The organism is Bacillota bacterium, assembly GCA_012842395.1.
Taxonomy (GTDB): domain Bacteria; phylum Bacillota; class SHA-98; order UBA4971; family UBA4971; genus UBA6256.
In genome coordinates this window covers 61,240-86,503 of the sequence record DUSX01000003.1, presented here as the reverse complement: position 1 = coordinate 86,503, position 25,264 = coordinate 61,240, and the positions used below count along the sequence as shown (strand labels likewise).

Genomic DNA, 25,264 nt, shown 5'->3' with positions numbered 1-25,264 from the left:
CTAAACGGTCGATTTCTCTTTGGCAGCTCTGGCAGCTTTGATAGCAGCTCGGACCTTCTCAGGAGTAAGCGGGAGATCCATGATCCGCACCCCAGTCGCGTCGTATACAGCATTCGCTATAGCAGCCGCCGTCGGCGTTGTCACGATCTCTCCGAGCCCTTTAGCTCCGTACGGACCCAAGGCGTGTGGAGCATCCTCTATGATGATGGGTACTATCTCGGGCGTATCAGTAGACGTGAGGATCTTATAGTCTAGAAGAGTAGGATTGATGACCCGGCCGTCACGTATCATCGTTTGTTCCCACAAGGACTGCCCTAAGGCGAACACGACGCCCCCTTGGATCTGCTGTTCGCACCCAAGGCGACTGATGGCCTGTCCGACGTCGTGCGCGGCGACCACCTTCAACACCTTTACATCGCCCGTTTCAAGGTCCACTTCGACCTCGGCAGACTGTGCCGCGTACATCCAGAAAGCGACGGGCGCCGCCGACTGACCTGTTTCCCTGTCCAACGGTATGACATAATCGGACTCAAATGAACCCCTTCCTACAAGTTCGTTAGAAGCCCGGTGCCTACCCTTGCCGATTATGTCCTTGATAGCTATCGAGGCCTTGCCGTCCTGCGTAAAAACGCGCCCTCCCCGGAACACGAGCGTATCCTGTGGCACATTGAGCAGTTCCGCTGCTATCGCGGATATCTGCTGCCGAAGGTCGCGTGCCGCGGCTCGTGCCGCGTTTCCTGTATGGAACGTGGCCTTGCTTGCGGTGGTAAGCTCGTCGAACGGAGTAAAGTCGGTGTCAGGCTGAGCCACAACGATGTCGTCCACTCTAAGCCCCAGTTCCTCGGCGACGATGTGCGCCACAATCGTATGGAGGCCCTGGCCCATTTCACTTGCGCTCACAAGGGCTCTCACGCGCCCGTTCTTGTTGAAGCGTAGTACCACGTTAGACTGCGCCGGACCCGCACAAGCCTTGACCGTGGCCGCGATTCCCCTGCCGCGAGCCTTACCCGGTGACGCAGCGGCCTTTGGGCTACCCCAACCTATCTCCCGCGCCGCGAGCTGAATGCAACGGTCAACCGCAACGTACTTCACCTTTTCTCCGGTGGCGTTCTCGCTGCCTTCTCGAAGGACGTTCTTCAGCCTGAACTCAACAGGATCCATGCCGAGCTCACGAGCGATCATGTCAGTGTGAGACTCATACGCCCATGTCATTTGTGGAGTCCCGAATCCACGTAGAGCACCAGCAGGCACCTTGTTCGTGTACACGCAGGCGCCATCGATCCAGACATTCGGGATATCATAGGGACCGCTCGCAGCGATGCTTCCGTTTCGGAGCACGAGCGGGCCGATCCGGGCGTACGCGCCTGTATCTAGCACAGCGTCTACCTTTCGCGCCAGGATCCGGCCATCTCGCGTAACGCCCGACTTAATCGTCACGACGCTTGCGTGTCGGGTCGTGGATGCGGCGAATTCCTCCTCGCGATTCAGCACCATCCTCACCGGTCTACGGCATTTGAGGGTGAGGGCCACTGCTATGGGCTCGACGTGCATGGGCACCTTGCCGCCGAACCCCCCGCCATAAGGAGGCTGGATCACCCGCACCCTATCGAGAGGCATTCCAAGAGAGGTGCTCAGCAGCTGTTGGACGAGATGAGCCCCCTGGGTGCCGGTCCAAACGGTCAGGATGCCAGACTCGTCGAAGTGCGCAATGGCTGCGCATGTCTCGATGTAGCAGTGCTGTATCGGCGGCGTCGTGAACCTGTGCTCGAAGACGAAGTCAGACTTGGCAAAGCCGGCCTCGACATCGCCCCTTCTAATCTTGAAGCTGCTACAGATATTGGTGCCCGGCACGGGCACCGGGATCGGTCCCCTGCGGTAGGATCCCAGCTCGGGATGGATGAGCGGTGCCTTGGGGCTCAGCGCCTCCTCCACATCGAACACATGCGGAAGCGGCTCGTACTCCACGTGAATCCGCTCCAGGGCAGCTTCCGCCGTAGCCTCGTCCAACGCTGCAACGGCGGCAACCGGTTCACCGATATATCGTACGACTTCTCGGGCGAGGAACGGCTCGTCCTCGACCATGCGCCCGTAACTGTACGGCGCGTCCGCTCCCGTTACCACCGCGACGACCCCGGGCATGTGCTCTGCTTCGGAGACGTCTATGCGTTTGATTCGCGCGTGAGCCTCGCTGCTCCTGAATACCTTTGCGTACACCATCCCTGGGATATAAAGGTCCGTGATATAGCGTGTCTCTCCCGTCGCCTTTCCCTGGGAGTCGATCCTCGGAAGCACCTCGCCCACTACACTGAACCCGCTCATACCTTACTCTTCACCCCCGCGTTCTCCGGCACGCGACGCGGCTAGGGCCGCGTCAGCGATTTTGTGGTATCCGCCGCACCGACAGAGGTTACCGGCGATAGCGTTCATAACCTGATCGCGCGTGGGGTGCGGCTCGCGGTCAAGCAATGCCTTAAGTGACATAAGCATTCCAGGGGAGCAGTATCCGCATTGAATCGCGCCGTATTTGATGAATGCCTCCTGGAGGGGGTGTAGCTCCCCGTTCTGGGCCAGTCCTTCGACGGTGACAACCTCGCCACGCGCAGCGTCCACCGCCAAGACAAGGCACGAATTCACAGGCTTCCCATCCAGCAAGACCGTACATGCCCCGCAGTCCCCAAGGTCACATCCCTTCTTGGTCCCGGTGAGGCCCAGTTTCTCCCTGAGAACATCAAGCAACGTGTCGTTAGGTCTCACGGCCACCTCGTAGGATCGGCCGTTCACCCTGAGCGTCACAAACATGGAGCCGTCAGCCAAGTGTTTCGTCTCGCTCACGTTCGAACACCCCCTCGGTGCCAGCAAGGGTCATGAGCGCCCTCGCCACCAATACCTCGATCATCTCCAACCTGTACTCCGCTGAAGCTCGCACGTCAGAGATGGGCTTGGCCGAACGCGCGGCGAGCCTGCCTGCTTCTCTTGCAACCTCGGGCGTGAGGAGTCGGTCCACCAAGTACGCCTCAGCCTCGCGCGCTCGCAGAGGAACCGGCGCCACGGCTCCCAGCGCGATCCTCGCTTCTCTCACGCGGCATCCGTCGTGCAACGCGAGCCCTGCCGCAACCCCCACGACTGCTATGTCCATCGCCTTTCGGGGACTGTGCTTTATGTATATCGACCTCATACCTTCAGGAGGGGTCGGAATCTCCACCCCAAGGAGCAGTTTCCCAGCGGAACACTCCGTCGCACCCGGCCCCCGGAAAAACCCGTCGAGATCGACATGCCTTCTCACGCCCCCGGGCTCCGCAACATGTGCCTTGGCCCCGAGCACCAGCAGCGGTGGAGCAGTCTCGGCCGATGGCGCCCCATTGCAGAGGTTTCCACCGATGGTCGCCCTGTTGCGCACCTGCCAGGAGCCAACTGCCCCCGCCGCCTGTGAGAGGCATGTGAATCTGTCCGTAAGTCTCGGTTCGTCAGCCAATGCCTGCATTGTTACTAGAGTCCCGATGTAGAGCCCCTCTCGCCGCGTTTCAATTGCATCGAGGCCTGGAATGGTCTTCAAATTGACAAGGGCCTTCGGCCTCGCTCCCTTCATCCTCATGGCCACGAGAAGATCGGTGCCCCCTGCCAAGGGCTTAGCCCCAGGGCCTAAACGATTCAGGACCGCCAGCGCGTCCTCAACCGAGCGAGGCTCCAAATAGTCGAATCCGGGTAACCTGTTACGCATCAGCAGGAATCACCCCTTCCTTAGTTCGCCTCTTTCGCCCCATCTGAGCGCCGACCAACCAATGACGGTGGTCGCCGCGCCCTATCTCACCCTAATCTCCAATCTTGTGCCCCCATCTGCCAATGATCGGAGCGGAATCTCCCTGCCTCCAAGGACGAGGCTCTGCTCCCCTTCGGACATCCTGACCCTTATAAGAAGCGGGTCCATCACCTGTTCCATCCCTCGGTAGATGGTCCACCCGTCCTTCATGACGACCTCTTGCGCGTACTCAGCAAGATCCTCGATCTCGGGCCTCAGGACCTTCGCCCGAACCTCGCGCAGAACGATTCTGCACTGCGGGTTTACGATGAACCACAGCTCCATGGGCCCGCCGGTCTGGCTGTGAGTGTATCTAAGCACAAACTCCGACCCCGGCGCCACGGGAGTCTTGAGCAAGGGATCCGTGCCGTATCCCGCTGTAATGACAAGAGTGTGGCACCCGCCTTCGCCCTCGCCCCCCCACCAAAGAAGACGCGCACCCGCAATAACACACGTTCCGACGAGTAAGCATAGCGCGAGCCCAATGTTACCCGGGCGCTTCCTCAAGCTAAGCCTACACATGCTGGTCTAAGCCCCCGTGAGCCGTGTCATACGGCGTGAAATCTGCCTTATCAACGTGCGTGAGCAACATAAGTTCCGCGCGCGGCGCCGTGCACCTGCCCGGACGGCTATGCCCGCACGCCGCGCGCCTTTGATGGTGCTTCCCGGCAGACCTCCACCAGAAAGACCCTCTCAGAAGCTCACACGATGCAGCAGCGTACCGTCGGCTTGGGCGCCATTCCACGCCTCGCCCCCTCGCCGGACACCACAGGCCTCTGAGTCCGAGACAGGACACTCATGCAACTCGCCTATTGCACGTTGATTCCTATCTCTTTGTAGTACCTGATCGCTCCGGGATGGTACGGAATCTTCACCGTGTCGGCGTTCTCGGGGCGGATGTTGCCAGCTTCTTTGTGTACTTTGGCGATGTCAGCGTTGTGCTCCATTATGGTCTTTGTAAGCTCGTATACCACGTCCTCAGGCAGATCCTTTTGGACTGCAAGGACGTTCCACGCTGCGAAGCTACGGACATCATAGTCTTGAGATTTGTATCGCCCCTTGGGGATCACCGTTGGCACGTAGTACGGCACCTTTTGGACTATCGTGTTGAGCTCTTTCTCGCTGAGCGGTACGACCCTGATCGGCTTCACAGACTCGAGGTCCAGCGCCCACGAAGACGGAGCTCCCGTCACGATTATGGCTGCATCCACCCAGCCGTTCTTCATAGCCTCCGCAGTCTCACTGAACGAGAGATACTCGGGTTTGAAGTCGGTGAACTTTATTCCAAGAGCATCAAGAAGCAGCTTGTTGCTTTCGAGAATCCCGCTCCCGGGCGCCCCGACCGATACCCTCTTGCCTTTGATGTCCATTATGGACTGGATCGGCGAGCTGGCCGGCACTATGAGCTGGTACAGGTTTGGATAGAGCGGCGCTATCGCCAGAAGGTCTTGCTTCTTGTTGAACGGCGCGATGCCTCTGAACGCTTGATCGGCGACCTCGGGTGTAAGGATCCCGAGCTCTACCTTGCCGGTGTCGAGAAGCTTCGCGTTCTCCACAGCGCACGCTGTCACTTCCGCCGTCGTCGGCACGTGCAGGTACTTCTCTATGACTTGGCTTATCCCCGCGCCAACCAGGTAGAAGGTTCCCGCGGTACCGCATGCCCCCAGCGACAGATGCTTGGGAAGGGCAGTGCCAGCAACAGCTGGAGAGCCACAAGTCACCAAGAGAGCCGCTACAACCGCCAACCAGACAATTCGCTTCCTCATTTGGTCCACTCCTTTCGGCTGGACGAACTGACAATACGGACTGCTTCCGCTGGTACGATGGCTTTCTGTGCCTTTGTTCCCGAACTCCCAGGCGGCGTGTCATCGCTTCCAGTTGATCCTTGCACCACCCCCCTTCGGGCGAGGCCACCCGACAAGGAACGGCATGGCACTTTTGGTGTCGGGTCAGCCCACAGGCCGAGGTGTTCCGTGTCGGCGATGCAACCGCCCCGGCCATTCCTCAGCCCCTCAGCCGCGGGCAGCCAGGTCTCCGCCTGCCGAGCCTCTTGCTCTCGTGGCTCTTACGCGCTGGATGATGACAACAAGCGCTAGGCCCGCGAGCCCCAAGACGTTGGTGAGCTGTCCAGGGTCAATGAGACCGAGGGCGCTCGCGAAAAGGACGATCCTTTCGGGAATGCCGATGTCTCCCATAAACCACCCGATTACAGCGCCGCTCAACAGGGCAGCGCCAACTGCAGCGGTCAGGCCCGACCACAACACAGAAAGCGGATGGCCTTGCCCCAACAGGGATGGATTAAAGATGAAGAAGTACGGCACGATGAACGCCGCTATACCGAGCTTGACAGCGTTTATGCCGGTCTTCCAGAAATTCGCCTTGGCAATCCCTGCCGCAACGTATACGGCAAGGGCCACGGGCGGTGTGATCATCGATACACATCCGAAATAGAAGATGAACATATGGGCAGCGAGAAGTGGAACTCCGAGCGTCTGGAGGGCTGGGACGCCGAGAACGGCGAGCACAAGGTAGGCAGGCGTGGTGGGAAGCCCCATGCCAAGCACTAGCGAGGCAAGCATGACAAGGAACAGCAGAAGGGCCACGTTACCGCCTGCGGCACTGACTACGATGTTGGAGAAACGCAGTCCGAGCCCTGTGAGGTTGACTATGCCTACGACGATGCCCGCGCAAGCGCACGCTGTGATGACACTGATGATGCCCCTCGCGCCGTCTTTCATCGCCTCGACTATCTCATGTAAGCCGAATTTCTTTTGACGCTGCAAGAACCCGATAATGATGGTCGAAAACAGCGAGTAGACCGCGGATTTCGTCGTCGTCCATTTGAGAACAACAAGGAGGAACACCATCACAACGATGGGTACGAGATAGAGCCAACCCTCCCTCAAGACTTTGCGGATGTCAGGTAGCTCTTCCTTCTTCAAGCCGGGGATGCGCGCTCTTGCTGCCTCGAAGTCCACTGAGAAGAGAAGCGCGACATAGTAGATTACTGCCGGGATGAAGGCAGCCTCTACTATTCGGAGGTAGGGAAGGCCAAGCATCTCTGCCATAATGAAGGCTGCCGCGCCCATGACCGGCGGCATAATCTGTCCGCCGGTTGATGCCGCAGCTTCGACCGCTCCCGCGAATTCCGAGCGGTAGCCAACGTTCTTCATCAGCGGGATGGTTATCATCCCTACGCCAGCCGCGTTAGCCTGGGCGCTGCCCGAGATCATCCCGAAGAATGAGCTTGCTATAACGGCGACTTTGGCCGGCCCGCCCCTGGCCCGCCCGACCAACGCCTTGGCAAGGTCGATGTAGAACTGTCCGGCTCCTGTGGCCACGAAAAACGAACCGAACAATATGAACAGGAATATGTAGTCAGCAGAGACGCCCAAAGGTATGCCGTAGATCCCCTCCGTGGTCAGGTACATCTGGTTCAGAACCCTTGATAGATCATAACCTCTGTGATAAAGTGCGCCAGGCAAGTAGGGCCCCACAAACGCGTACACCAGGAAGGCTATCGCGATTATCGGCATGGCCCACCCCAAGGTTCTACGGGAAACATCGATCACAAGCACTACGATGATGGCTGCAAACACCAGGTCCAAGGTCGTCGGGCTGCCAAACCTCATGATTATGCCATTGAAATCCGCGATGACGTACACCGCAGTGGCGCATCCGAGGATAGCAAGGACTATGCCGTAGAGCCTTTCGGGGGTTGTCTTCCCCTTCGCCGAATTCATTAGGTAGACGAGAAGGAACCCGAATGCCAAATGAATGCTTCGTTGCCACATTGAGGTAAGGGAGCCGAAAACGGCAGTATATGTGTGGAAGAGTGCCATCGCTACTGAGATCGCAGTAATGACGGCGTTCATCGTCTTTTCGAATTTCGCCATCTCAACCAATGCCCCCCAGGTGCGAGATTGCTACGCACAAACCGAATGCACACGTGTATTTGCTGGCCGCTACGCCTCCGCGATGGCACGGGGCCTAAGGTACGCGCCTCCGTGCAGCCGGACTTAGGCACACCCATGTGCGCACGGGCTCTTGCATCGTCACGTGTGCGCCTCGTAACAAACTAAACTTGGCCATTTGTCGCAAATCATCGGGTGTTCCCTCTATACCTGCCGAGCGTATTCGTTGTCTTCCGGCACCACCTCCGTCCGTCTTGCATCGTTCAGTGCGCTTTTGCTCCCAAGCAAGCAAGTGTATCCTTGTATACATGCCGTATGGTATACCACACATTAACGCAACCGCCCCAGCCGCCTTAGCGCTCTCCCCTTCCCTGACCTTCTGCAACCTGGAAGTCTGGATCCGGTACCCGATATCCGAGACACTACTATTTTCGGCAGCATCGTCCATAATCCTTCTATGAAACCGAGAATCCTTCAACCTCATCGTTGCCCCACCGCTGCCCGATGACGGCGATACCCGCAAGTGATCCGCAGCGCTCGGAGGCCGTTTCTGCTTCCGCTTCTAGCCTGACGTTGACGCGAGATCGGGCTCAACCTGAGGTCTTGCGCCCCCACTTCGGACGCTAGGTTCACCAGGTCGGACCGCTTGCGTGCAACGCACCGCAACGCACCTACCCTTCTCGCTGTCCGGCGAGGCGACACTCGCAGGGATACTCGGCATGATCGTCACGCACAACCACACTGATTTCGACGCATTTCGAGGGTCGCCACAACTGAGTCAGCTCCACCTTACCACAAGTACGACAGCCCGGCGTTCCCTCGTGGTCGCGTCCGACGCTCCTGAGCGCTCGGAGTATCCGTCAGCAATGCTAGGAAACGTCTTCGTGCTGCACGCCAGCACGACCGTGCCGTCCGCAGGACAGAACCCGCTTGAGATCGTTCCTTCGGCCTCACAAAAGTCATGGCGAGAAAGGGCCAGAGCCTTTACAGCTGTCGCGCTGTGCGAGGTCTCCAGCCCTCCTGTTCCCCTGGCGCATCTCCTGCACCTGCAGCTCTAGTCGCAGGAACTCAGCGCCTGCAGCACCCTTACCCCGTAGACTGCCTCTATGGTGCCAGTGATACCATAGAGCGGACCCATCCCGGCCTTCCAACGCCCCCGGCGCGGTGTTCTACACGGCAACCTCGTGCCGCGACACTGAAGTACCGGGCTTGCCACGCTTGCATTGTCCCGTGCTTGCACCAGCCGGGTCCCCACGATGCGCGGCTGCCGCGCATCGTGGGGACTCAAGGACTGGGTATGACACAACCGTCGGCTCACGCCGACGGGAAGGTTAGTGCTCTGGGCAGAGCCGTCACCTTCAGTGGATACTGGAAATCCGGAGTCGGCCAACCATATCTCTTGCGTTGAATCAACCTATACATTCCCGCGTGTTTTTTGGCCTCCCATCCCATGCCGCTCGCAGGTATAAGCGCTGGGTCATGAGGCTCGAGCTCAATGTACCCTTTTGCACGAGCGCCGGCGAGAAGCTCCTCGCCCACGCTCGTCCTGGGAAGCGTTGCAACCAGCCTACGGTTCGTGTGGCCAACCTCCTGGAATATGTCGCCACACGACACATCCGCGAGCTCTGACGAGAAATCAATGCACATCAGGCACCGATCCCGTTTATAGCTGGCGGACCCGAGGAAATGCCACGTGTAGTCATGCTTGCTCCCTGCCCAGTGAATCTTCCGGTCTTTCGTAACGACGTAGAGAGAGCCTGGCCACTTCCCTCCTCGGTAGTCCATGGCGATGATGTCGTCGAGGTTCTGGACGTTGGCGAACTCCTGTATGAGATGTTTGGTCCCTTCCCCGTAGTACGTGGCTGCACAGAAAACACCTATCGTGAACTGTATTGCGTCTACAAACCTCTTCGGCTGCCCATGTGCCTGCAGCTTGCGAATCCCTTGGATGTGGCACGGACACCCCACAACAGCGATCTTCGAAAGCTTACGCTTGCTAACCGCCTCAGCAATGAGCGCGTTGTTCGGCACCATCATCATACCGGTGCGCAGGCCCATCGACACCTCCTCAGGCGTGGTCGCTATGAAAGGCCGGCACCGCCAGTACGGCGGATCCGGGTTCCATCCCGCCATGAGGACTCCTTCGATGAGGCCTTCGTTCAGCGCGTAGTTGAGAAGAGCAGATGTTACGCCGCCGCTGCTCGTGCTCGTCCTCACGTATGGGTCTACCGCCCACCCTTTATAGCAGTCCTTATAGATTCCAAGGGGTTCCTTCTCAGGCTCCCTTTCCCGCCCCAGAAACATCTTGTCGAGGTCCTTCAAAGGAAGGTTCTTCCCAGGGCAGACCTCGTAGCAATGGCCGCACTCGGTACAATCCTTGACTAGCCGCGGCTCCGGCTCATCCAAGCTGTAATCGATGGCAATGCTTCCGGATGCGCATACCCCGACGCAGGTCCCACAACCCATACATAGCCCCTGGTCGACTACGTCTCTTTTGAGATCGTCGAAGGTCTTCATTCGAGTCCCTCCTATTCTGTACCCATGCCGTCAAACAAGGTCTAGGGGACTACAATAGCCTGTCGCCTGTATGACACGATCGGTAAGCATTACCCCTCCTCCCCCGGATGACCCCCTGACGGCGCGAGGGCTGTGCAGCCCTCGATGCCCCGTCGCCGGAGAATGCTTTCCCGGTACCCTCGGAGGTTCCATCCCTCGCGCAAGGCCAACCGGAAACCAGCATGGGCCACTAATGCCGGGACCCCAAGCGCACCCTACGCGGTTCTCCACCGTCCAGGCCTACCTGAACGTCTGCTGTCGCGTACGGAAGCGCCGGTCTTCTTTTTAGATCATTCCCCATTGCTAACGAGTTGCGATTGCTGCCCAGGGTGCCGCCGGACGTCGAAGCGCCGCCGGCACCCTGGAAGCCCGTCGCCCACCTATCGCCTATCCGAACCCGGGCTACAGCGCTCGCTACTCCGGTATAGCCATGTCTGGCTGGCCCGGCTCAGATTGCTTTGCCTCAGGGAAGTAACGCTCCATGATCTCCTTGACAATCGCGCACTGCGCGGCCATGTTCTTTCCGTCGTTGGCGTTGGTGATTATCCCGTGGGCGCTCACCGCCGAGTTACCTGACTTGAGGTAAACAGGCGACGCGATCCTGACCATCTCGGGCGCCTCATACGTTCTGATGAAGCCACCCGACGCAGGCGGGTTGTCAGTATGCAAGTCGATCGGCACGCTCACGGCCTGCCTCAGCGCCGCGATCATGGGAAGCTGAAGATCACGGATTGGGTTGATGCTGTTTGCCCCCAGTCTCTCGAAGAGCTTGAATGACGCGGGGTTGCATGCGCCCATATGCGCTGAAAGCTTTATGTGCAGGTTCGCAGGAAGCTCGCCGGCCTTTCTCATTTCGTCCAGCACCCAGAGCATGCCTTCGTCATATACGATGATCCCGCGGACCCCCAGGTCTACTGCTCTCTTGACGTCCTCTATAGCTCTCACGAGCTGCTCCATGCCGCGCAGCCTGTAGCCCACTCTCACGCCCTGGGGGCTCAATACAGTGGCGCCGGTATCGTATGTCGCCCTCGGGCCTACAGAGAAGTTCAACTCCACGCCGTAGTCCTTTGCGATTGCTATGTACTCCTTGATCTCTTGTGCCGTGTGCCGCATGATTCCATACGTATCGTCCACACGGTTGATGTTATGCTTGTACACCTTCTTGGAGGTCTCAACGAGCGCCCTCATCGCCTCCGCAGAGTTAACCGTGGGCACCTCGCTCCGCCAATGCGCCCCATCAGGGAAGGTCTTTCCCGATGTGGGAAGATCCCACGCGTCTGATGCCGGCAGCCCTATCTTCCTCATGAAAGCCCTTGTCTTCTCGAAGATCATCACGTGCACTCCTTCCGCTATCTATCCCGCCACGTGCTCCTGTCACCCGTGAGCCCAGACGGCCAAATCGCATGCTGAACGCCTTTAGGTATCCGGGCACCAGTGTCACTGAAACAAAGCGCATCTTGCGTGCGAGCGTCGAAGCACATCGTCACATGCCCCACTCCGACCCGCGACATGCGACCTAAGGATTCACCACCCATACCCCGGATCTCCCTGCTCGGGCCATGGCGAGACCAGCTCCGGCCTCGCCATGGCCCCTCTCACCTCAACCCCGCAGCGCAGGACGCCGAGCTCCCGGTACCCGCGACCTGGCAGACTGAGCGATCCGACTACTTATCTTTCCACGCGGCGTACTCTTCCTTTATCCAGGTGTTCATGTCAGCCTGGTGCTTTGCTGTCTCTTGGTACCACTTGCGCTGTTCGGTCTCGACGATGTACGCCTGCACCATGTAGTGCAGCATCTCAACCACGTTCACGTTGATCTTCTCAGGTATCTGATCGACCACCGCAACGCCGGAGTATCCGTATGGCGACGCGATAGCGCCTGCCCACGCCGCGGCACGGAGGATCCTTTGCTCGTCCTCGGCGGAATGCATGACGTCCGTCCTACCAAGCAACATGGCCAGCGCAGCTTCGATGCCGTACGCTCCCCAGTTAGATACGAACGAAACGATCATGCTATCTGTCTCCGTGGTCGCTGCCACACCCTGTCCGCACGGGCAATGACATTTCGCCCCTACGGGGAGGTACTTCTCGATGGCATCCCTGATGCCGCCGAGGCCTATCTCATTGCCGCCGTCGCCGATTCCTATCGTGAATATCCCGCGCCGCCGGGCCTCCTCAACCAGCCGGTCATACTTGCCGGTGAGCGGGGTGATGTCGATGCCCCACAGAGAGTGGTAGATCCCTGTCTTGCTCCGGCTGCCTTTCTCGACTGCGACAACCGCCGCAGGCTTTAGGTCGTCCAGGATCTGCTTGATGACCTTCTCAGATTCTTCTACGCTCATGTACGGATGGAGAGGCGTCTCAACTACCACTCTCCTCGGTATCTTCAGGGCCTCTTTACGGTCATACACCCGCAGGCCTGCGCCACGACAGCTCGCCTCTACGATCTCTTTGAGCTTCGGCTCTGTCATGATCACGGGCGTCGCACCAAGGCCGAGGTCGATAGCGCGCGCAAGTGCAGCCGTGCCTGGAGGTCCGTCGGTCTCACCAGACATGAAGTGCGGGAGATACCACCCAGTAACCATCAGTACGACGTCGCCAGGCTTCACGTGATCGCGCAATCCCTTCGCTGCGTAAAAGGTTAGCGGCACCTGCCCGGGCGTACGCTCTCTTGCCACTTTGTAGAGGGACCGGATCAATGGTTCCTTTTCCCACTTGTGAAACTTTCCACCGATCGCTGCAGTGACTAGCGTGTCTATACCATCTGCTGCGATCTTGACCTCTTCCTCAGTCATCCGTTCCATCCTGCCTTACCTCCCGTGGTTATGTAGTGATGCGCAACCTAACAGCCACGCTAATGAACCCCCCAGCTTCACCTCCTGCGAGCCCAGATCGGAATGCAACCAGGCGAAAACGCCTGAACCTGTGATGATCCGCTCGACATCCGTCACCGCCAGGCCGCCCTCACCGCTTCCACGAGCTTAACTGTGCGTTGCCTGATTTCGTCAGGATCGACCTTCACCCGAGCCACCCCTGACTCCATAGCTGCCTTGGCGACAGCGGCCGCCACGGCGGGTGCAACGCGAGAATCGAACGGCCCAGGAATGACGTAATCCGGCGAAAGCTCTTCGTCTGAGATGAGGCTACTTATGGCTCGCACAGCGGCAAGCTTCATGTCCTCGTTGATGTCCCTGGCCCGGACGTCAAGAGCGCCCCTGAATACTCCAGGGAAGGCAAGGACGTTGTTGATTTGGTTTGCGAAGTCCGATCTGCCCGTGGCGACAACCTTCGCCCCTGCCTCCTTTGCTTCGTCCGGCATGATCTCGGGCACCGGATTTGCCATCGCAAAGATCACCGCATCGGGCGCCATGGTCCTCACCATTTCCTTGGTCATGATGCCCGCTTTAGAAACCCCTATGAACACATCAGCGCCTACAATAGCTTCCTTGAGCCCGCCCGCTATACGGCGCTTGTTTGTGACACGGGCGATCTCCTCCTTGTACGGGTTCATCCCTTCCTTCCGTCCCTCGTAGATCGCGCCCTTGGTGTCACACAGCGTGATATCAGTAACTCCCAACTTTAGGAGCAGCTTAGTAACAGCGATTCCTGCAGCGCCCGCCCCGCTCACCACCACTCTGATCTGGTCAAGCTTCTTGGAAACGATCTTAAGAGCGTTGATCAGAGCAGCGCACGTTACGATGGCGGTTCCGTGCTGGTCGTCGTGGAATACGGGAATCTCGACTTCCTTTTTCAGCCTGGACTCGACCTCAAAGCAAGTGGGGGCTGAGATGTCTTCGAGGTTCACACCCCCGAAAGTAGGTTCGAGGAGCTTGACTGTTTCAACGATCTTCGCCACGTCTTTTGTAGCAAGACATATGGGGAAAGCGTCCACACCAGCGAACGCCTTGAACAGAACCGCCTTGCCTTCCATGACGGGCATCCCAGCCCCAGGGCCAATATCGCCGAGTCCCAGGACCGCCGTTCCATCGGTCACGACGGCAACGAGATTCCCCTTGGCCGTATAGTCGTATATCTTCTGTGGGTCAGCATGGATCTCTTTACAGGGCTCCGCCACCCCTGGCGTGTACGCAAGGCTAAGGTCGCGCGCGTCCCTCACGGGCACCTTGCTTTCGACCCTTAGCTTGCCCTTGTTCTCTAGGTGAAGGCGTAAGGCTTCGTCTCGCATGGACACCTGACCGTTCCCCCTTTGCCGCGCCCTCGTTCTCGATGCATAGGGCGCGTCGTGTGCTGCAGATGTGCGGCATTCTATTTGGTATACCATCTCTTCACGAGGATGTTTCGCCGCCCGCCTTTGAATTCCTGCTGCCTCACTGCAACTTTCTTGTTTTTCGTGAGGTCACGTGTCGAGTTACCCCGACTACAGGCCGGTTGACTCGCCGCCGCGCTGTGCTGTATACAGAAGGCTCGCAAGAAGCCCTTCGATGTGTCGTCGCATTGCCTCCTCGGCGTACCTCGATGTACCAGTCTTTCGCGACCGAGTCAGCCCGCGAAGAATAGCCTCATGTTCCGCCAGAGAACTGCGAGCCCTACCGGGGGTTAGAAGCGACGTCAGCCTGTGGCGCACGGTCTGAGTCTTGAGGAGATCAAGCGTCTCCGCCAGACGCCGGCTTCCGCTGGCGTCAACTATGATCCGGTGAAAGGCGCCGTTGAGGTCAGAGTATCTGAATAGGTCGTTGTCATGAACCGCTTTCTTCATCTCGACAAGAATGCCCTTCAACCGCTCCAGGTCCTTATCTGTCAGTCTCGGGACGGCGAGCCTGCAGGCCAGCACCTCCAACGCCTCCCTCATCTGCAGGATCTCGATGGCATCCTCAGTCGAGAGGTTTACCACAACCGCGCCTCTGTTCGGCACTAGCTCGACCAGGCCTTCGGAGAAGAGCCTCTCGAATGCAGCTCTCACCGGGGTGCGGCTGACGCCCAGCTCTTCCGCGACCGTTCGTTCGACCAGGCGGTAGCCCGGGCCCCAGATACCTTTCTTAATGCGGTCGCGGATCTCGATGTACGCTTTCTCGGCTTGCTGCCCTCTGCTGGAACCATCGCATTCCCTACTCACGAAGCGGTTCTCCTTTACATCGAAAACTCGCGCCACGGCCAGCGACGTCTTCCCGGGCCCGTCCCGGCACATGCCAGCAGCAGTCTTCAATGCTCACTCGCCACCAGTGTGCTTACGACGCCGCCTGACATCAGCGACACTGCCCTTTGTTCAACTCGTGACGCACCCCGTCATCGGGCTCAGTTGGAGCCCTGCTGATTCTCATTTCGGCGACATCCAGTGTATTCCTTCTTTTAGTGTGACGGGACGAGGATGGCGATGTCACCGGGACTACTGCGCCAGAACCCTGCCAGCAAAAACCCAAACGGCGTCCAACGCAGACGCATCGGAGACACCGGGCCGGGCCGTCCTTCGCCCGGTCCTCTTGGTCTCATGTGCAGGCTTCGCATTGCAGCCCGGCCGAGCGGTTCCGTCCTCTCCTGGCGCGATACCATCGGTATGCAAGGACACACGCTATCATCGTTATGCCAACGTACGACCACATGTCAGGGTTTACCAACATCACGCTCCCGATGCCCATCAAAACCCTCTCCCACATGGAGAGCTTGCCCATGAAGTAGCCGTGAGTGCAACAAGCCGTTGACAGACACGCCAGAACGGCCACTCCGATAGAAACGACGAGCCTAGGCATGGGAGCGGGCAGCCCAAGCAACTCCGGTCGATACACCAAAAGGAACGGGAGCAAGAACCCCGGCGCAGCTATCCGCAATGCGGTCATAGCCACCTTGTTAGGGTTCGAGCCTGCGATTCCGGCAGCTGTGTAGGAAGCCAACGCTACTGGAGGCGTGATCCCTGAGAGGCAGCCGAACCAGAACACGAAGAAGTGGGCTGCAAGGGGCGGGATGTTCATTCGCACAAGCGCCGGCGCGGCGATTGCAGCAACCACCACATAACAGGCTGTGGCGGGAAGCCCCATGCTAGCAACGAGCGAGGCAAGGAGAACGAACACGAGCGCGAGGAGCGTGACGCCCCTTGAAAGGTTGATCATGTTGTAGGCGACCACGGAGCCCAGAGCAGTCATGCCCGTTACCCCGACGATGATGCCCACCACCGCACAGGCAAGGCCGATGGGCACGATACTCCGTCCTGCACCAGCGAGCGCTTCTACAATCTTTTTGAGCCCCATCCTAGACTTCCTGTTGAAAAGGCTGACAAGCACCGTTGATACTAAGCCCGCGAACGCCGACGTAATAGCAGTGAGGCCAGTGACGAGTGCGTAGATGATCACGAGCACGGGGATAACGCGATACCCCTTGTCCCTCAGCACCTCCCACAACTTGGGAAGGTCCGACTTCGGGAGGCCCAGAAGGCCTCTCTGCTGTGCCTCCATATCTATCACAAAGAGCAGAGATAGGTAATATAGGATAGCTGGGATTATGCCAGCGACCATAATCGTGGTATAAGGAACCCCGAGGAAACCAGCCATCAGGAACGCTGCTGCCCCCATGATCGGCGGCATGATCATTCCGCCAGTCGATGCGGTCGCTTCTACGGCCCCGGCGAAGTCAGGCGTGTACCCGATGCGTTTCATGAGCGGAATAGTGAAGCTCCCCGTCGTGGCGACGTTTGCTATGGAGCTCCCGCTTATCGTGCCCATGAGCGCGCTTGAAATCACCGAGACCTGAGCGGGGCCGCCCCTTCTGTGGCCTATCAACGAAAACGCGAAATCATTGAAGAAGTCGCCCACACCGCTCTTTGCGAGGAACTCCCCAAAGAGCACAAAGAGGAAGAGGTACGTCGAGGAAATGGTAATGGTGGTTCCGAAAACGCCCGCGTCCGTCATGAACATCCTCGATACGACCCTTGACCACGGAAACCCGCCATGCGCGAACACGCCCGGAACGTACTGGCCATATCTTGCGTATAGCAGGAATATGATGGCAAGAACTGGCAGTATGGGCCCTGTCGACCGCCTTCCCGCCTCAAGAACCAGGAGCAATCCCACGACGGCAACAACGTAGTCTCTGGGCAGCGGAATCATGCCCCGGTTGTACAGCGCGTCGAACGATAGACAAAAGTAGAGAGCACATCCTGCCCCAAGGATCGCGAAGATCCAGTCAATGGCTGGGACCTTGTCCCTCGCAGCGCCCCGTCGCGCAGGGTACATCAAGAAGCACAGGAACATAAGGAACGCTAGGTGAATCGTGTTGAGCTTAAGTGTGGGAAGAAACGAGAAGCTATTCGCCCATATCTCGAATACCGAGAACGCCACAGCAATGATCGAACATATCGATACGACAACGCCTGTTGCGCGCTTCGATCCCGCTTGAGGCCTCGCTTCGCTTTCCAGACTCGTCGACATAGGTGCGTACCTCCAGTGCTCAGTGCTGCGTACCTTAATACCGCCCAAGGGCCGTTGTCAGTTGTCAGCGGCCCCGGGCCCCGGGGCTCCCGATCAACCGCCGGGGCCCGACGGCTCACATTGGTCCGCTCGTGGTGCGTTTCATGCTTTCATACCTGAACGAGCCTTGAATTCCCCGACTCGACTTAACCCTTGTACTCGGGTGGGATCAAGTTCTCGGGAATCTTGATGCCGCGCTCCTTGAAATAACGCACGGCCCCTGCGTGCAATGGCGCAACAAGCCCAGGTATGGCGTGCTCAAGTGACATGTATTCAAGTCCGGAGTACGACTTATGAATGTAGTCTAGATTCTCGAAGATGGTCTTGGTAATCTTGTACACGAGGTCCTCAGGTATATCCTTTCTGATGCCCAGGGCAGTCGTCGTAGCAATAGTACGCACCGCGTAATCCTGGCCCGGATACGTGTTCGCAGGTATCGTAAACTCCGAGAACTCTGGATGCAGCTCACACGCGCGCTTGACCTCGTCTTGCGTCATCGACAGAAGCCGAGCCCCGACCCTGCTAGCAAACAAGTCTAGCACCGACGGGTGGGGGATGCCGCCGGAGAGTTGCGCGGCCACTATGCGCCCGTCCTTTATCGCATCAGCAGATTGGGAGAAGCCCAGGAACTCGGGGAGAATGTCCTTGTAGGTCATGCCGGCACCGTCCAGAGCGGCTATGGTATTCGGCTCGGTGCCGCTTCCGAGCTGGCCGACTGACACCCGTTTACCCTTCAAATCCCGATAGCTTCTGATGCCTGATTTCTCAGTCACGACCATCTGGACGACGTTCGGCCACAATACCGTTATCATCCGGAGATCTTTGTAAGGCTTGTCCTTGAATGCCCCTCTGCCGTTGTACGCGTCAACAACGACGCTTGCTAGGAGAACTGCGGCTTCCGCCTCACCCTTCGCCATCATATTGATGTTCTCAGGAGAGCCGCCGGACTCCTGGGCCGACGCTACAACGCCTTCCTTGCCCAACTTGTCGTTGATCAGGCTCGCAATAACCGAGCCAGCGGGATAAAACGACCCGCCCATGCTCGCCGTGGGAATGCGGATGAATACCCTATTAGCGGCCTCTCCGCTAGTGCCGACCGCACTCAAGAGGAGTGTGAGCGCTGCTACCATGGCCATTACCTTCGTGAACCTTCGCACGGATATCCCCTCCCGGCCTTCACCCGCCGACGCGGGTCTTCTTCGTTCATCAGATTTCGGCTTCTCCTGGGTCGTACGCTGCCACGACATAGCTGATGAAATACCTTGCTACGACTCTTCCCAGCGCACGCTCCGTCACCAGTGTAGAGGTCCCACCGAGTCTAGTTGTCCCGCTTCCGCGCCGCCCCCCTCCTTTCAAGAGAGCGTCCCCAAGTGGCATCCAAGTAACGTGTTCGACTCTTCAAGCAGGCAGTTGGCACACCGATTTGGTACACCAAATGTCATACCGAACTAATATGTTCTACACCAAACGCCGGTCTCCTCCTTCCGAAACAAGAAGAATAGAAGGCATGAAAGACTTCTTATCCAACCAGGATTTGAGAAGGAGATCAGGGAGCATGTGCGGAATTCCGGTTTGGCAACACCAGAACACGACCGGTGCCCGGCATGCCGCATTCGTGGGACATGTGACCTCATTACCTGCCGCAGACAGGTCTGGCGCCCACCAACTGAGGTCCTCGTGACGTGTCGGGCCGGGACACTACGGGCACAACGCATGGCCAGGATCAATGCCCGCCTGCACTGCATGGGGTGATGTGAGATGGCGATCGAGGTTCGCATGCGGAACGCGCGACCCGACGACGCGCCGGTCGGCGCGGCTCTCGTCCGGATGTCGTTCCCGTCTGAACAGGTGGCCGACGCGGTCTTCGGCCTGGGCAACCCGGACCTCGCGCGCAAGGCGCTCCGTGCGTTCTTCATGAGAGACGCGAACCGGTTCAGCTATGAGTTCGCGATGGTGGCGGAGGCTGGCGACAAGGTCGTAGGCATGTTCCTGGGATACGCAAGCCGGAGGATAAGGCGGTTGAACCTGAACATGGCTTTTCAGGCGCCATTCGTGTACGGGCTGCGTCGGGCATTGAGCCTTGCCTTACACTCAGGCCCGCTTCTATTCGAGCTCCCCAGGCCCGGCCCTGGCGAGTTCTACATAGCGCACGTTGCCGTCCTGCCCGGATGGCGAGACCAGGGCATTGGCACGATGCTCCTTGCGGCGGCCGAGGAAAAGGCGAAAGCCGAGGGGCTCAGCAAATGCTCGCTCGATGTCGAGCTTGGCAATACCGGGGCCCGAGGGCTATATGAGCGCCTTGGTTACAAGGTCGCTGGCACTTACACGTTTCACGCGGAGACAAGGCGCCGCGGGATCGAAGGATTGCACAGGATGGTCAAGACGCTCCATTAGGTTTGCCCAAAAGCGCCGCTAGTTACGGCGGGCCCTTGGGACACCGTCGAGCGTAAGCGTAAGTGTAAGTTGAGGGATCGCCCACGCTATGAGAAGAAACGACATATACTCGCTGACCAGGATAGCTCTTTTCGCCGCACTCACGAGCGTGCTGGCATTCGTGTCGATACCCTTGCCTTTCAGCCCGGTCCCTGTGACGGCGCAGTCCTTCGGGCCCATGCTTGCGGGGCTCCTCCTCAGGCCTCGCGAGGCCATGCTGAGTCAGTTGCTCTATGTGCTCATCGGGGCTGCCGGATTGCCCGTTTTCGCGGGGGGCGCCTCCGGCTTTGCGGTATTGGCTGGGGCGACCGGCGGCTATCTTTCGGGCTTCGTGGTCGGGGCGGGCGTGACCAGCATACTGGCCCTCTTGCCGCAAAGACACGCGACCCCGAGACGTCTCGGCCCGGCATGGCTAGTCCTCGCGTGTCTAGCGGGAGGAGTGGTCGTCGTGTATGGCCTCGGCGTGTCCCAGCTCGCACTTGTGACAGGCCTCACGCCTACCAAGGCCATCGTTGCAGGCGCCCTGCCGTTCATCCCGGGAGACGTGCTGAAGGCCTGCATAGCCGGGCTGGTAGGGTGGAGACTCCGGTTCAGCCTTGCTGGCCGTACCGGGCTTTGAAGAATTCTACCTGTCTTGCCACGAGCTCCCCTGGGAGGAGAACGGGCCCACCCACCGCCTTGCTCAACAGAAATACCATGGCGGCCTTCTCCACGACCTCGCACATCGCCATGGCCTCGTCGAGGTCGCGGCCAACGCCGACCACCCCGTGGTTTGCGAGGAGGACCGCGTTGTCGCTGCCAAGAGTGCGGACCACGATGTCCGCAAGCTCCCGCGACCCGGCCGGGGCGAAGTCCGCCACTCTTACCTCATGCCCGCCCGTTGCGGCTATCACCGTCTCGAGGAATGGCGGGATCGAGACGCGAGCCGAGGCGAGGGCGGTGGCGTACATGGAGTGAGTGTGAACCACGGCCCCCACGTCTTCTCTCGCCCGCAGGATAGCGGCGTGCATCATGCACTCGATGGATGGGCGCCTTGTGCCTTCGACCACGCGGCCATTGAAGTCGACCCCGACGACATCGTCGGTGCTCAATGACTCGTAAGCCATGCCGCTCGGCGTGACATAGAAATAGCGCATCCCGGGCAGGCGCGCGCTGATGTTCCCGCCGGTCCCGTACACGAGGCCGGTCCGGATCATATGGATCCCGGCCTCGACGATCTGCCTCTTCAGTGCGAGGCGGCTCTCTGATGTCATCTCGTGTGTCATCTCGTTGTCCTCCCGAACTTGCCTCAGCTCTTTCAAGTTACCCTGATGTTGCTCACGGCAGCACCTTGCCAGGATTCATGATGCCCGCCGGATCGAAAGCGCGCTTCAAGACGCGCATGGCCGCCATGGTGGGCTCGTCCACCGCCTTGGGCATGAACCTCTTCTTGAAGATGCCTATGCCGTGCTCTCCTGTGATCATCCCTCCGAGACTGAGCGCCGCCTCGAAAATGGCCTCGTTCACCCGGTCGAGCTCCGCGTTCCACTTCTCGTCGCTCACGCCGCGCTTGAGGACGCCCACGTGCACGTTGCCGTCCCCCGCGTGACCCCAGTTCACTATCGGCAAACCGCTGCGCTCCGAGATCTCCTCGACGGCGGAGATGAGTTCCGGAATCCTCACCCTCGGCACCACCACGTCCTCGACCTCGACCCTCTCGCTGATGGCCTTGAGCGTTTCTAGAAGGACGCGCCTCGCGTGCCAGAGCTGGTCCTTCTGGAACGCGCTGTCCGCCACCAGCACATCGTCAGCCCCGCCTTCGAGGCACAGCCCGGCCACGATCTCCGCCTGGGCGTCGATGTCCTCGCGCCTGTTTCCATCGAGACCCACTATGAGCTGCGCCTCGGCGTCGCTGAACGGGAGCTCCTTCTCGAGGTATATCTCACACGCTTTCACGCTTTCCCTGTCCATGAACTCGAGCACCACAGGCACGATCCTCTTCGCACGGATGATCTCGGTCACCATGCGCGTCGCGTCGTGAAAGCTGTGGAACGGCACGAGAAGGTCAACGCGGTGTTGCGGCAGGGGAATAAGCTTCAGGATAGCCTGAGTCACGATGCCTAGAGTCCCCTCGGACCCGATGAGCACGTTCGCAAGGTCATAGCCGGTGACGTTCTTCACGGTTTTGCCACCGTAACGCACCACGCTTCCATCTGGGAGGACCGCCTCGATTCCCATGACGTAGTCTCGGGTTACCCCGTACTTGAGCGCTCGCGGCCCACCGGCGTTCTCAGCGATGTTGCCGCCGATGCTGCAGCTGTCCAGGCTCGCGGGGTCGGGCGGGTAGAAAAGCCCCAGTGCCTCGACCTGTTTATGTAGCTCCCCGACCACGAGGCCGGGCTCTACGACCGCCATGAGGTTGTCCTGGTCCACCTCGACGAGCCTGTTCATCCTCTCCATTGACACGACGACGCCCCCATGGACCGCGAGAGCGCCCCCCGAGAGCCCCGTCCCAAGGCCGCGCGGGGTGACAGGGACGTTTTCGCGCGCGGCGAGTCGAACCACGCGCGCTACCTCGTCCACCGACCCGGGCTTCACCACAACCTCGGGCATGAACCGCCATCCCGGCATTTCGTCGTGCGAGTACGGCTCCAGGCCTTCCTCGCTGGTCACGACGGCTTCGGACCCGACGATCTCCGCGAGCATGTCCACGATCCGCTCGTCAACCTTGCTGTACACGCGCATCCCCTCCCGCGAAGAGTCTATCACCACCAGCGCGGGCCGTAAACTGCTCACATGGCGACGGCGCGCCGCACGTTTCAAGCTGGGTGACAATTCGCGTGTTCCGGGGCAATCCTTGATACGGAAAGCGGGATGATTCACCGACCGGTGCGGGAGATCAGGTCGAAGAGAGCCCTCGCCGCAGCCTCCGGTCCCGCGAGCTCGTAGCCCGGGATCCCCAATCTCGTGCGGATCTGTCCGACAAACACGCCCTGCTCAAACGCCGCCTTGAAGACGCGTTCCGCAAGGTCCTCGTGGATGTCCTTGTATTGCGGAGGCCCGAAAATGTTCGCAAAGTAAGCACGCACGAGGCCGGTAGAGGTGGTTGTGCCCTTGGACATAGCGGCGCCCTCGCGGAAGACGTCAAGCGCCGCCCGGACGTCCCCGAACCTCTCGAGGACCGGGTGGTCTGCGTCCACCTCCTCGTAGTTGTTGGCGTAAAGGAGGTAGTCCACACGGTGCCCGGCCAGTATATCGCCTGTGTTCGTGACGGGGATCACCGCCCGAGCGTTCGTCTTGTGAGGGCTCATTATGATGGCCCGGTCCACCTGGTCGAAGGCGTACCCGGGCTGGAGGTCGTCCAGGCGGACAAACGCTCCGATCTCGGTGCCATACCCTCTGATGCTGCCGTCCTGAGCCACTTCGAACGACCCCATGTCATCTGCGATGACTCTGAGCTCGCGGATGTATTCCTGCCCAAGCACACGGAAGGCCTCCAGGGACTCTGACTTGCCCGTGCCCGTGTCGCCGATGATCACGACGCCGGCCGCCGGCCCGGTCTTCATCACGATCCTCGTCATGGCACCGTGGAAAGGCATGCGTCCGAGCTTCTTCATCACGAGCACGTTGTGGAGGGTAAGGATCATCTTCTTGAGATAGCCGAAATACCCGAACCTGTTCTCACCAGGGATGGCCGCCACCAGCAGGCCATTGGCGCGGTCTTCGTGGAAGACTGTCGGAAGCTCCCCGAATCTCATCATTGCCTCAGGCGAGACGCCGAAAGCAAAAACGGCGTCAGGCCCGCGCCTGATCTGCTCGTCGGTGGCAAGTTCAAAGAGGTTCGCCAGGGAGCAGCCCAGGCCCATAAACTCTTGATGAAAGTACACGAAGACCACGACCGGCCCCACCTGCGCGGGGTAGCAAAGCCACTCCTCCGCCTTGAACGCAAGCCCAAGAAGAGGGTTGTCGGGCACTCTGACAAACTCGCCTGTCCGCTTATTCATCGGGGGATCGATGATGAGAGGCGGGTCGATGAGCACTTGCCGGATGAAGCGGACATTGCGAAGTGTGCGGTACTCCTCAGGACACGGCCAATCCTTCGGCACGGCGATGAGGCCGACCTGGGCTCCGGCAGCCACCTGGCGGTAGATACGCGGGTGGTCCCCCGTGATGTTCTCGCACACATCGCGGTACGCAGCCCTCACCACGTGGGTGAGTTGTTCCACAGTATCGTTGAACGTCCGGTAGGGCCTCCGATCGAGGCCAAGGCCGAACCCCGAGCCGAGAGCGGGGCCTGCGCCGGCTACCGCGCCGGCTCGCGCGCCTGGTTCGGAATGCTCGGAGTAACAAACGAGAAAGCGGTTAAAGCGGCGCCAATAGTCGTACAGCGCTTCCACGAACTCGTGCAGCAAACGCGGATCTCGGGCGAGAGCTTCTGCGCCAGGCACGCTCCGTGCAGCCTGTTCAAGGGGGAAGGCAGCCAGCGCATGAAGGAGGGCGACGAGCACGTCCACTTTCTTCTCCAAGAGCCCTTCCTCTTCAATTCCAGTCGCAGTGGCCGCCTCGCCGTGATCCCGTGGGCAGGGCCCTGCGGACGAACACGAGTCCGCCGCGGGCTCCGCAAAGAGGGCAAGGAGCGGCGAGTCCTTCCGCCGAAGCCAGGAAATGAAACTTCGGACCACTTCTTTGAACGGGCGGCTTGACAAAAGCTCCATGGTGGTCCCGCAAACCGAGCCGGGCGTGGACATGATAACCTGCCGCGGCAACCAAGAAATGACGATGCTAGACATCGCGTCCTTCCTCCCGGGACTGGGGGCCGGCCCCGCCCGCACCAGCCTTTGTGGTGCATTATATGTTAAGCGTCTACCAGTGTCAATCGTGGATACGAGCAGAATCGCCTCGGAGCTCCTGGGTTTAGCGCTCTGTGCTCGACGCTCGACCGCCGCGGGTCGCTTGCCACGACCCGGCGTGGCGGCACCTGCAGGACTGTTCGTTCCATGTCGGGGTCTGCGCCGCGGGCATCCCGGCGCCGCGCGAGACTCTCAAGCTCCGCTCGGCACGGACTGCTTTCGCCCCTTGCCTCTTATGGAAGCCCCGACACCTGCGTCGGGCGCAGTAACATTTTCTACTTGTGGTACTTTACGTGAGAATCGCCTGCGAAAGGTTGACCC

At 59.6% G+C, this 25,264-nt stretch carries 18 protein-coding genes; 2 read left to right on the top strand and 16 right to left on the bottom strand.

Annotation, left to right across the window (positions count from 1 at the left end; translation table 11 throughout):
• From GX515_02015 to GX515_01955, 13 genes are all read right to left on the bottom strand, one after another.
• Positions 1-2,319: a xanthine dehydrogenase family protein molybdopterin-binding subunit gene (locus GX515_02015; GenBank protein ID HHY31787.1), complete on the bottom strand. Its 2,319-nt coding sequence runs from the start codon at positions 2,317-2,319 to the stop codon at positions 1-3.
• A gap of 3 nt (positions 2,320-2,322) precedes the next feature.
• Positions 2,323-2,799, bottom strand: coding sequence for a (2Fe-2S)-binding protein (locus GX515_02010; GenBank protein HHY31786.1), 477 nt, complete (start codon positions 2,797-2,799; stop codon positions 2,323-2,325).
• Positions 2,800-2,806: 7 nt separating this feature from the next.
• Positions 2,807-3,718 carry a xanthine dehydrogenase family protein subunit M gene (locus GX515_02005; protein ID HHY31785.1) on the bottom strand — a complete coding sequence of 304 codons (912 nt, stop codon included), beginning with the start codon at positions 3,716-3,718 and terminating at the stop codon, positions 2,807-2,809.
• Between the two features lie 81 nt (positions 3,719-3,799).
• A complete protein-coding gene (locus tag GX515_02000) occupies positions 3,800-4,318 on the bottom strand; it encodes a DUF1850 domain-containing protein (GenBank protein ID HHY31784.1) in 519 nt (172 codons plus the stop codon).
• A gap of 287 nt (positions 4,319-4,605) precedes the next feature.
• Entirely contained in the window at positions 4,606-5,562 is a 957-nt protein-coding gene (locus tag GX515_01995; GenBank protein ID HHY31783.1) for a TAXI family TRAP transporter solute-binding subunit, read from the bottom strand.
• A gap of 246 nt (positions 5,563-5,808) precedes the next feature.
• Positions 5,809-7,692, bottom strand: coding sequence for a TRAP transporter permease (locus tag GX515_01990; GenBank protein ID HHY31782.1), 1,884 nt, complete (start codon positions 7,690-7,692; stop codon positions 5,809-5,811).
• Between the two features lie 1,332 nt (positions 7,693-9,024).
• Positions 9,025-10,227: a 4Fe-4S dicluster domain-containing protein gene (locus GX515_01985; protein HHY31781.1), complete on the bottom strand. Its 1,203-nt coding sequence runs from the start codon at positions 10,225-10,227 to the stop codon at positions 9,025-9,027.
• Between the two features lie 453 nt (positions 10,228-10,680).
• The gene (locus GX515_01980; GenBank protein ID HHY31780.1) at positions 10,681-11,601 is read right to left on the bottom strand and encodes a peptidase; all 921 of its coding nucleotides are present in this window, start codon (positions 11,599-11,601) and stop codon (positions 10,681-10,683) included.
• A 329-nt stretch (positions 11,602-11,930) separates the two neighbouring features.
• On the bottom strand, positions 11,931-13,070 hold the full coding sequence (locus tag GX515_01975) for a DUF4392 domain-containing protein (GenBank protein ID HHY31779.1): 1,140 nt from the start codon (positions 13,068-13,070) through the stop codon (positions 11,931-11,933).
• Positions 13,071-13,213: 143 nt separating this feature from the next.
• On the bottom strand, positions 13,214-14,458 hold the full coding sequence (locus tag GX515_01970; protein HHY31778.1) for an NAD-dependent malic enzyme: 1,245 nt from the start codon (positions 14,456-14,458) through the stop codon (positions 13,214-13,216).
• Positions 14,459-14,644: 186 nt separating this feature from the next.
• On the bottom strand, positions 14,645-15,340 hold the full coding sequence (locus GX515_01965) for a GntR family transcriptional regulator (protein ID HHY31777.1): 696 nt from the start codon (positions 15,338-15,340) through the stop codon (positions 14,645-14,647).
• Between the two features lie 370 nt (positions 15,341-15,710).
• A complete protein-coding gene (locus GX515_01960) occupies positions 15,711-17,642 on the bottom strand; it encodes a TRAP transporter permease (GenBank protein HHY31776.1) in 1,932 nt (643 codons plus the stop codon).
• 185 nt (positions 17,643-17,827) lie between these two features.
• Positions 17,828-18,838, bottom strand: a complete 1,011-nt coding sequence (locus GX515_01955) for a TAXI family TRAP transporter solute-binding subunit (protein HHY31775.1) — start codon at positions 18,836-18,838, stop codon at positions 17,828-17,830.
• Positions 18,839-19,439: 601 nt separating this feature from the next.
• On the opposite strand from GX515_01955, the gene GX515_01950 reads away from it, so the two are divergent.
• Together GX515_01950 and GX515_01945 are read left to right on the top strand one after the other, a co-directional pair.
• Positions 19,440-20,075: a GNAT family N-acetyltransferase gene (locus tag GX515_01950; GenBank protein HHY31774.1), complete on the top strand. Its 636-nt coding sequence runs from the start codon at positions 19,440-19,442 to the stop codon at positions 20,073-20,075.
• A gap of 88 nt (positions 20,076-20,163) precedes the next feature.
• A complete protein-coding gene (locus tag GX515_01945) occupies positions 20,164-20,733 on the top strand; it encodes a biotin transporter BioY (protein ID HHY31773.1) in 570 nt (189 codons plus the stop codon).
• On the opposite strand, the gene GX515_01940 is transcribed toward GX515_01945, so the two are convergent.
• From GX515_01940 to GX515_01930, 3 genes are all read right to left on the bottom strand, one after another.
• A complete protein-coding gene (locus GX515_01940; protein ID HHY31772.1) occupies positions 20,705-21,367 on the bottom strand; it encodes a class II aldolase/adducin family protein in 663 nt (220 codons plus the stop codon). The genes GX515_01945 and GX515_01940 overlap by 29 nt on opposite strands.
• A 64-nt stretch (positions 21,368-21,431) precedes the next feature.
• Positions 21,432-22,832, bottom strand: a complete 1,401-nt coding sequence (locus GX515_01935) for an FAD-binding protein (protein HHY31771.1) — start codon at positions 22,830-22,832, stop codon at positions 21,432-21,434.
• A gap of 140 nt (positions 22,833-22,972) precedes the next feature.
• Positions 22,973-24,883 (bottom strand): phosphoenolpyruvate carboxykinase, encoded by a 1,911-nt coding sequence (locus tag GX515_01930; protein ID HHY31770.1) that lies wholly within the window; start codon positions 24,881-24,883, stop codon positions 22,973-22,975.
• Positions 24,884-25,264: the final 381 nt, after the last annotated feature.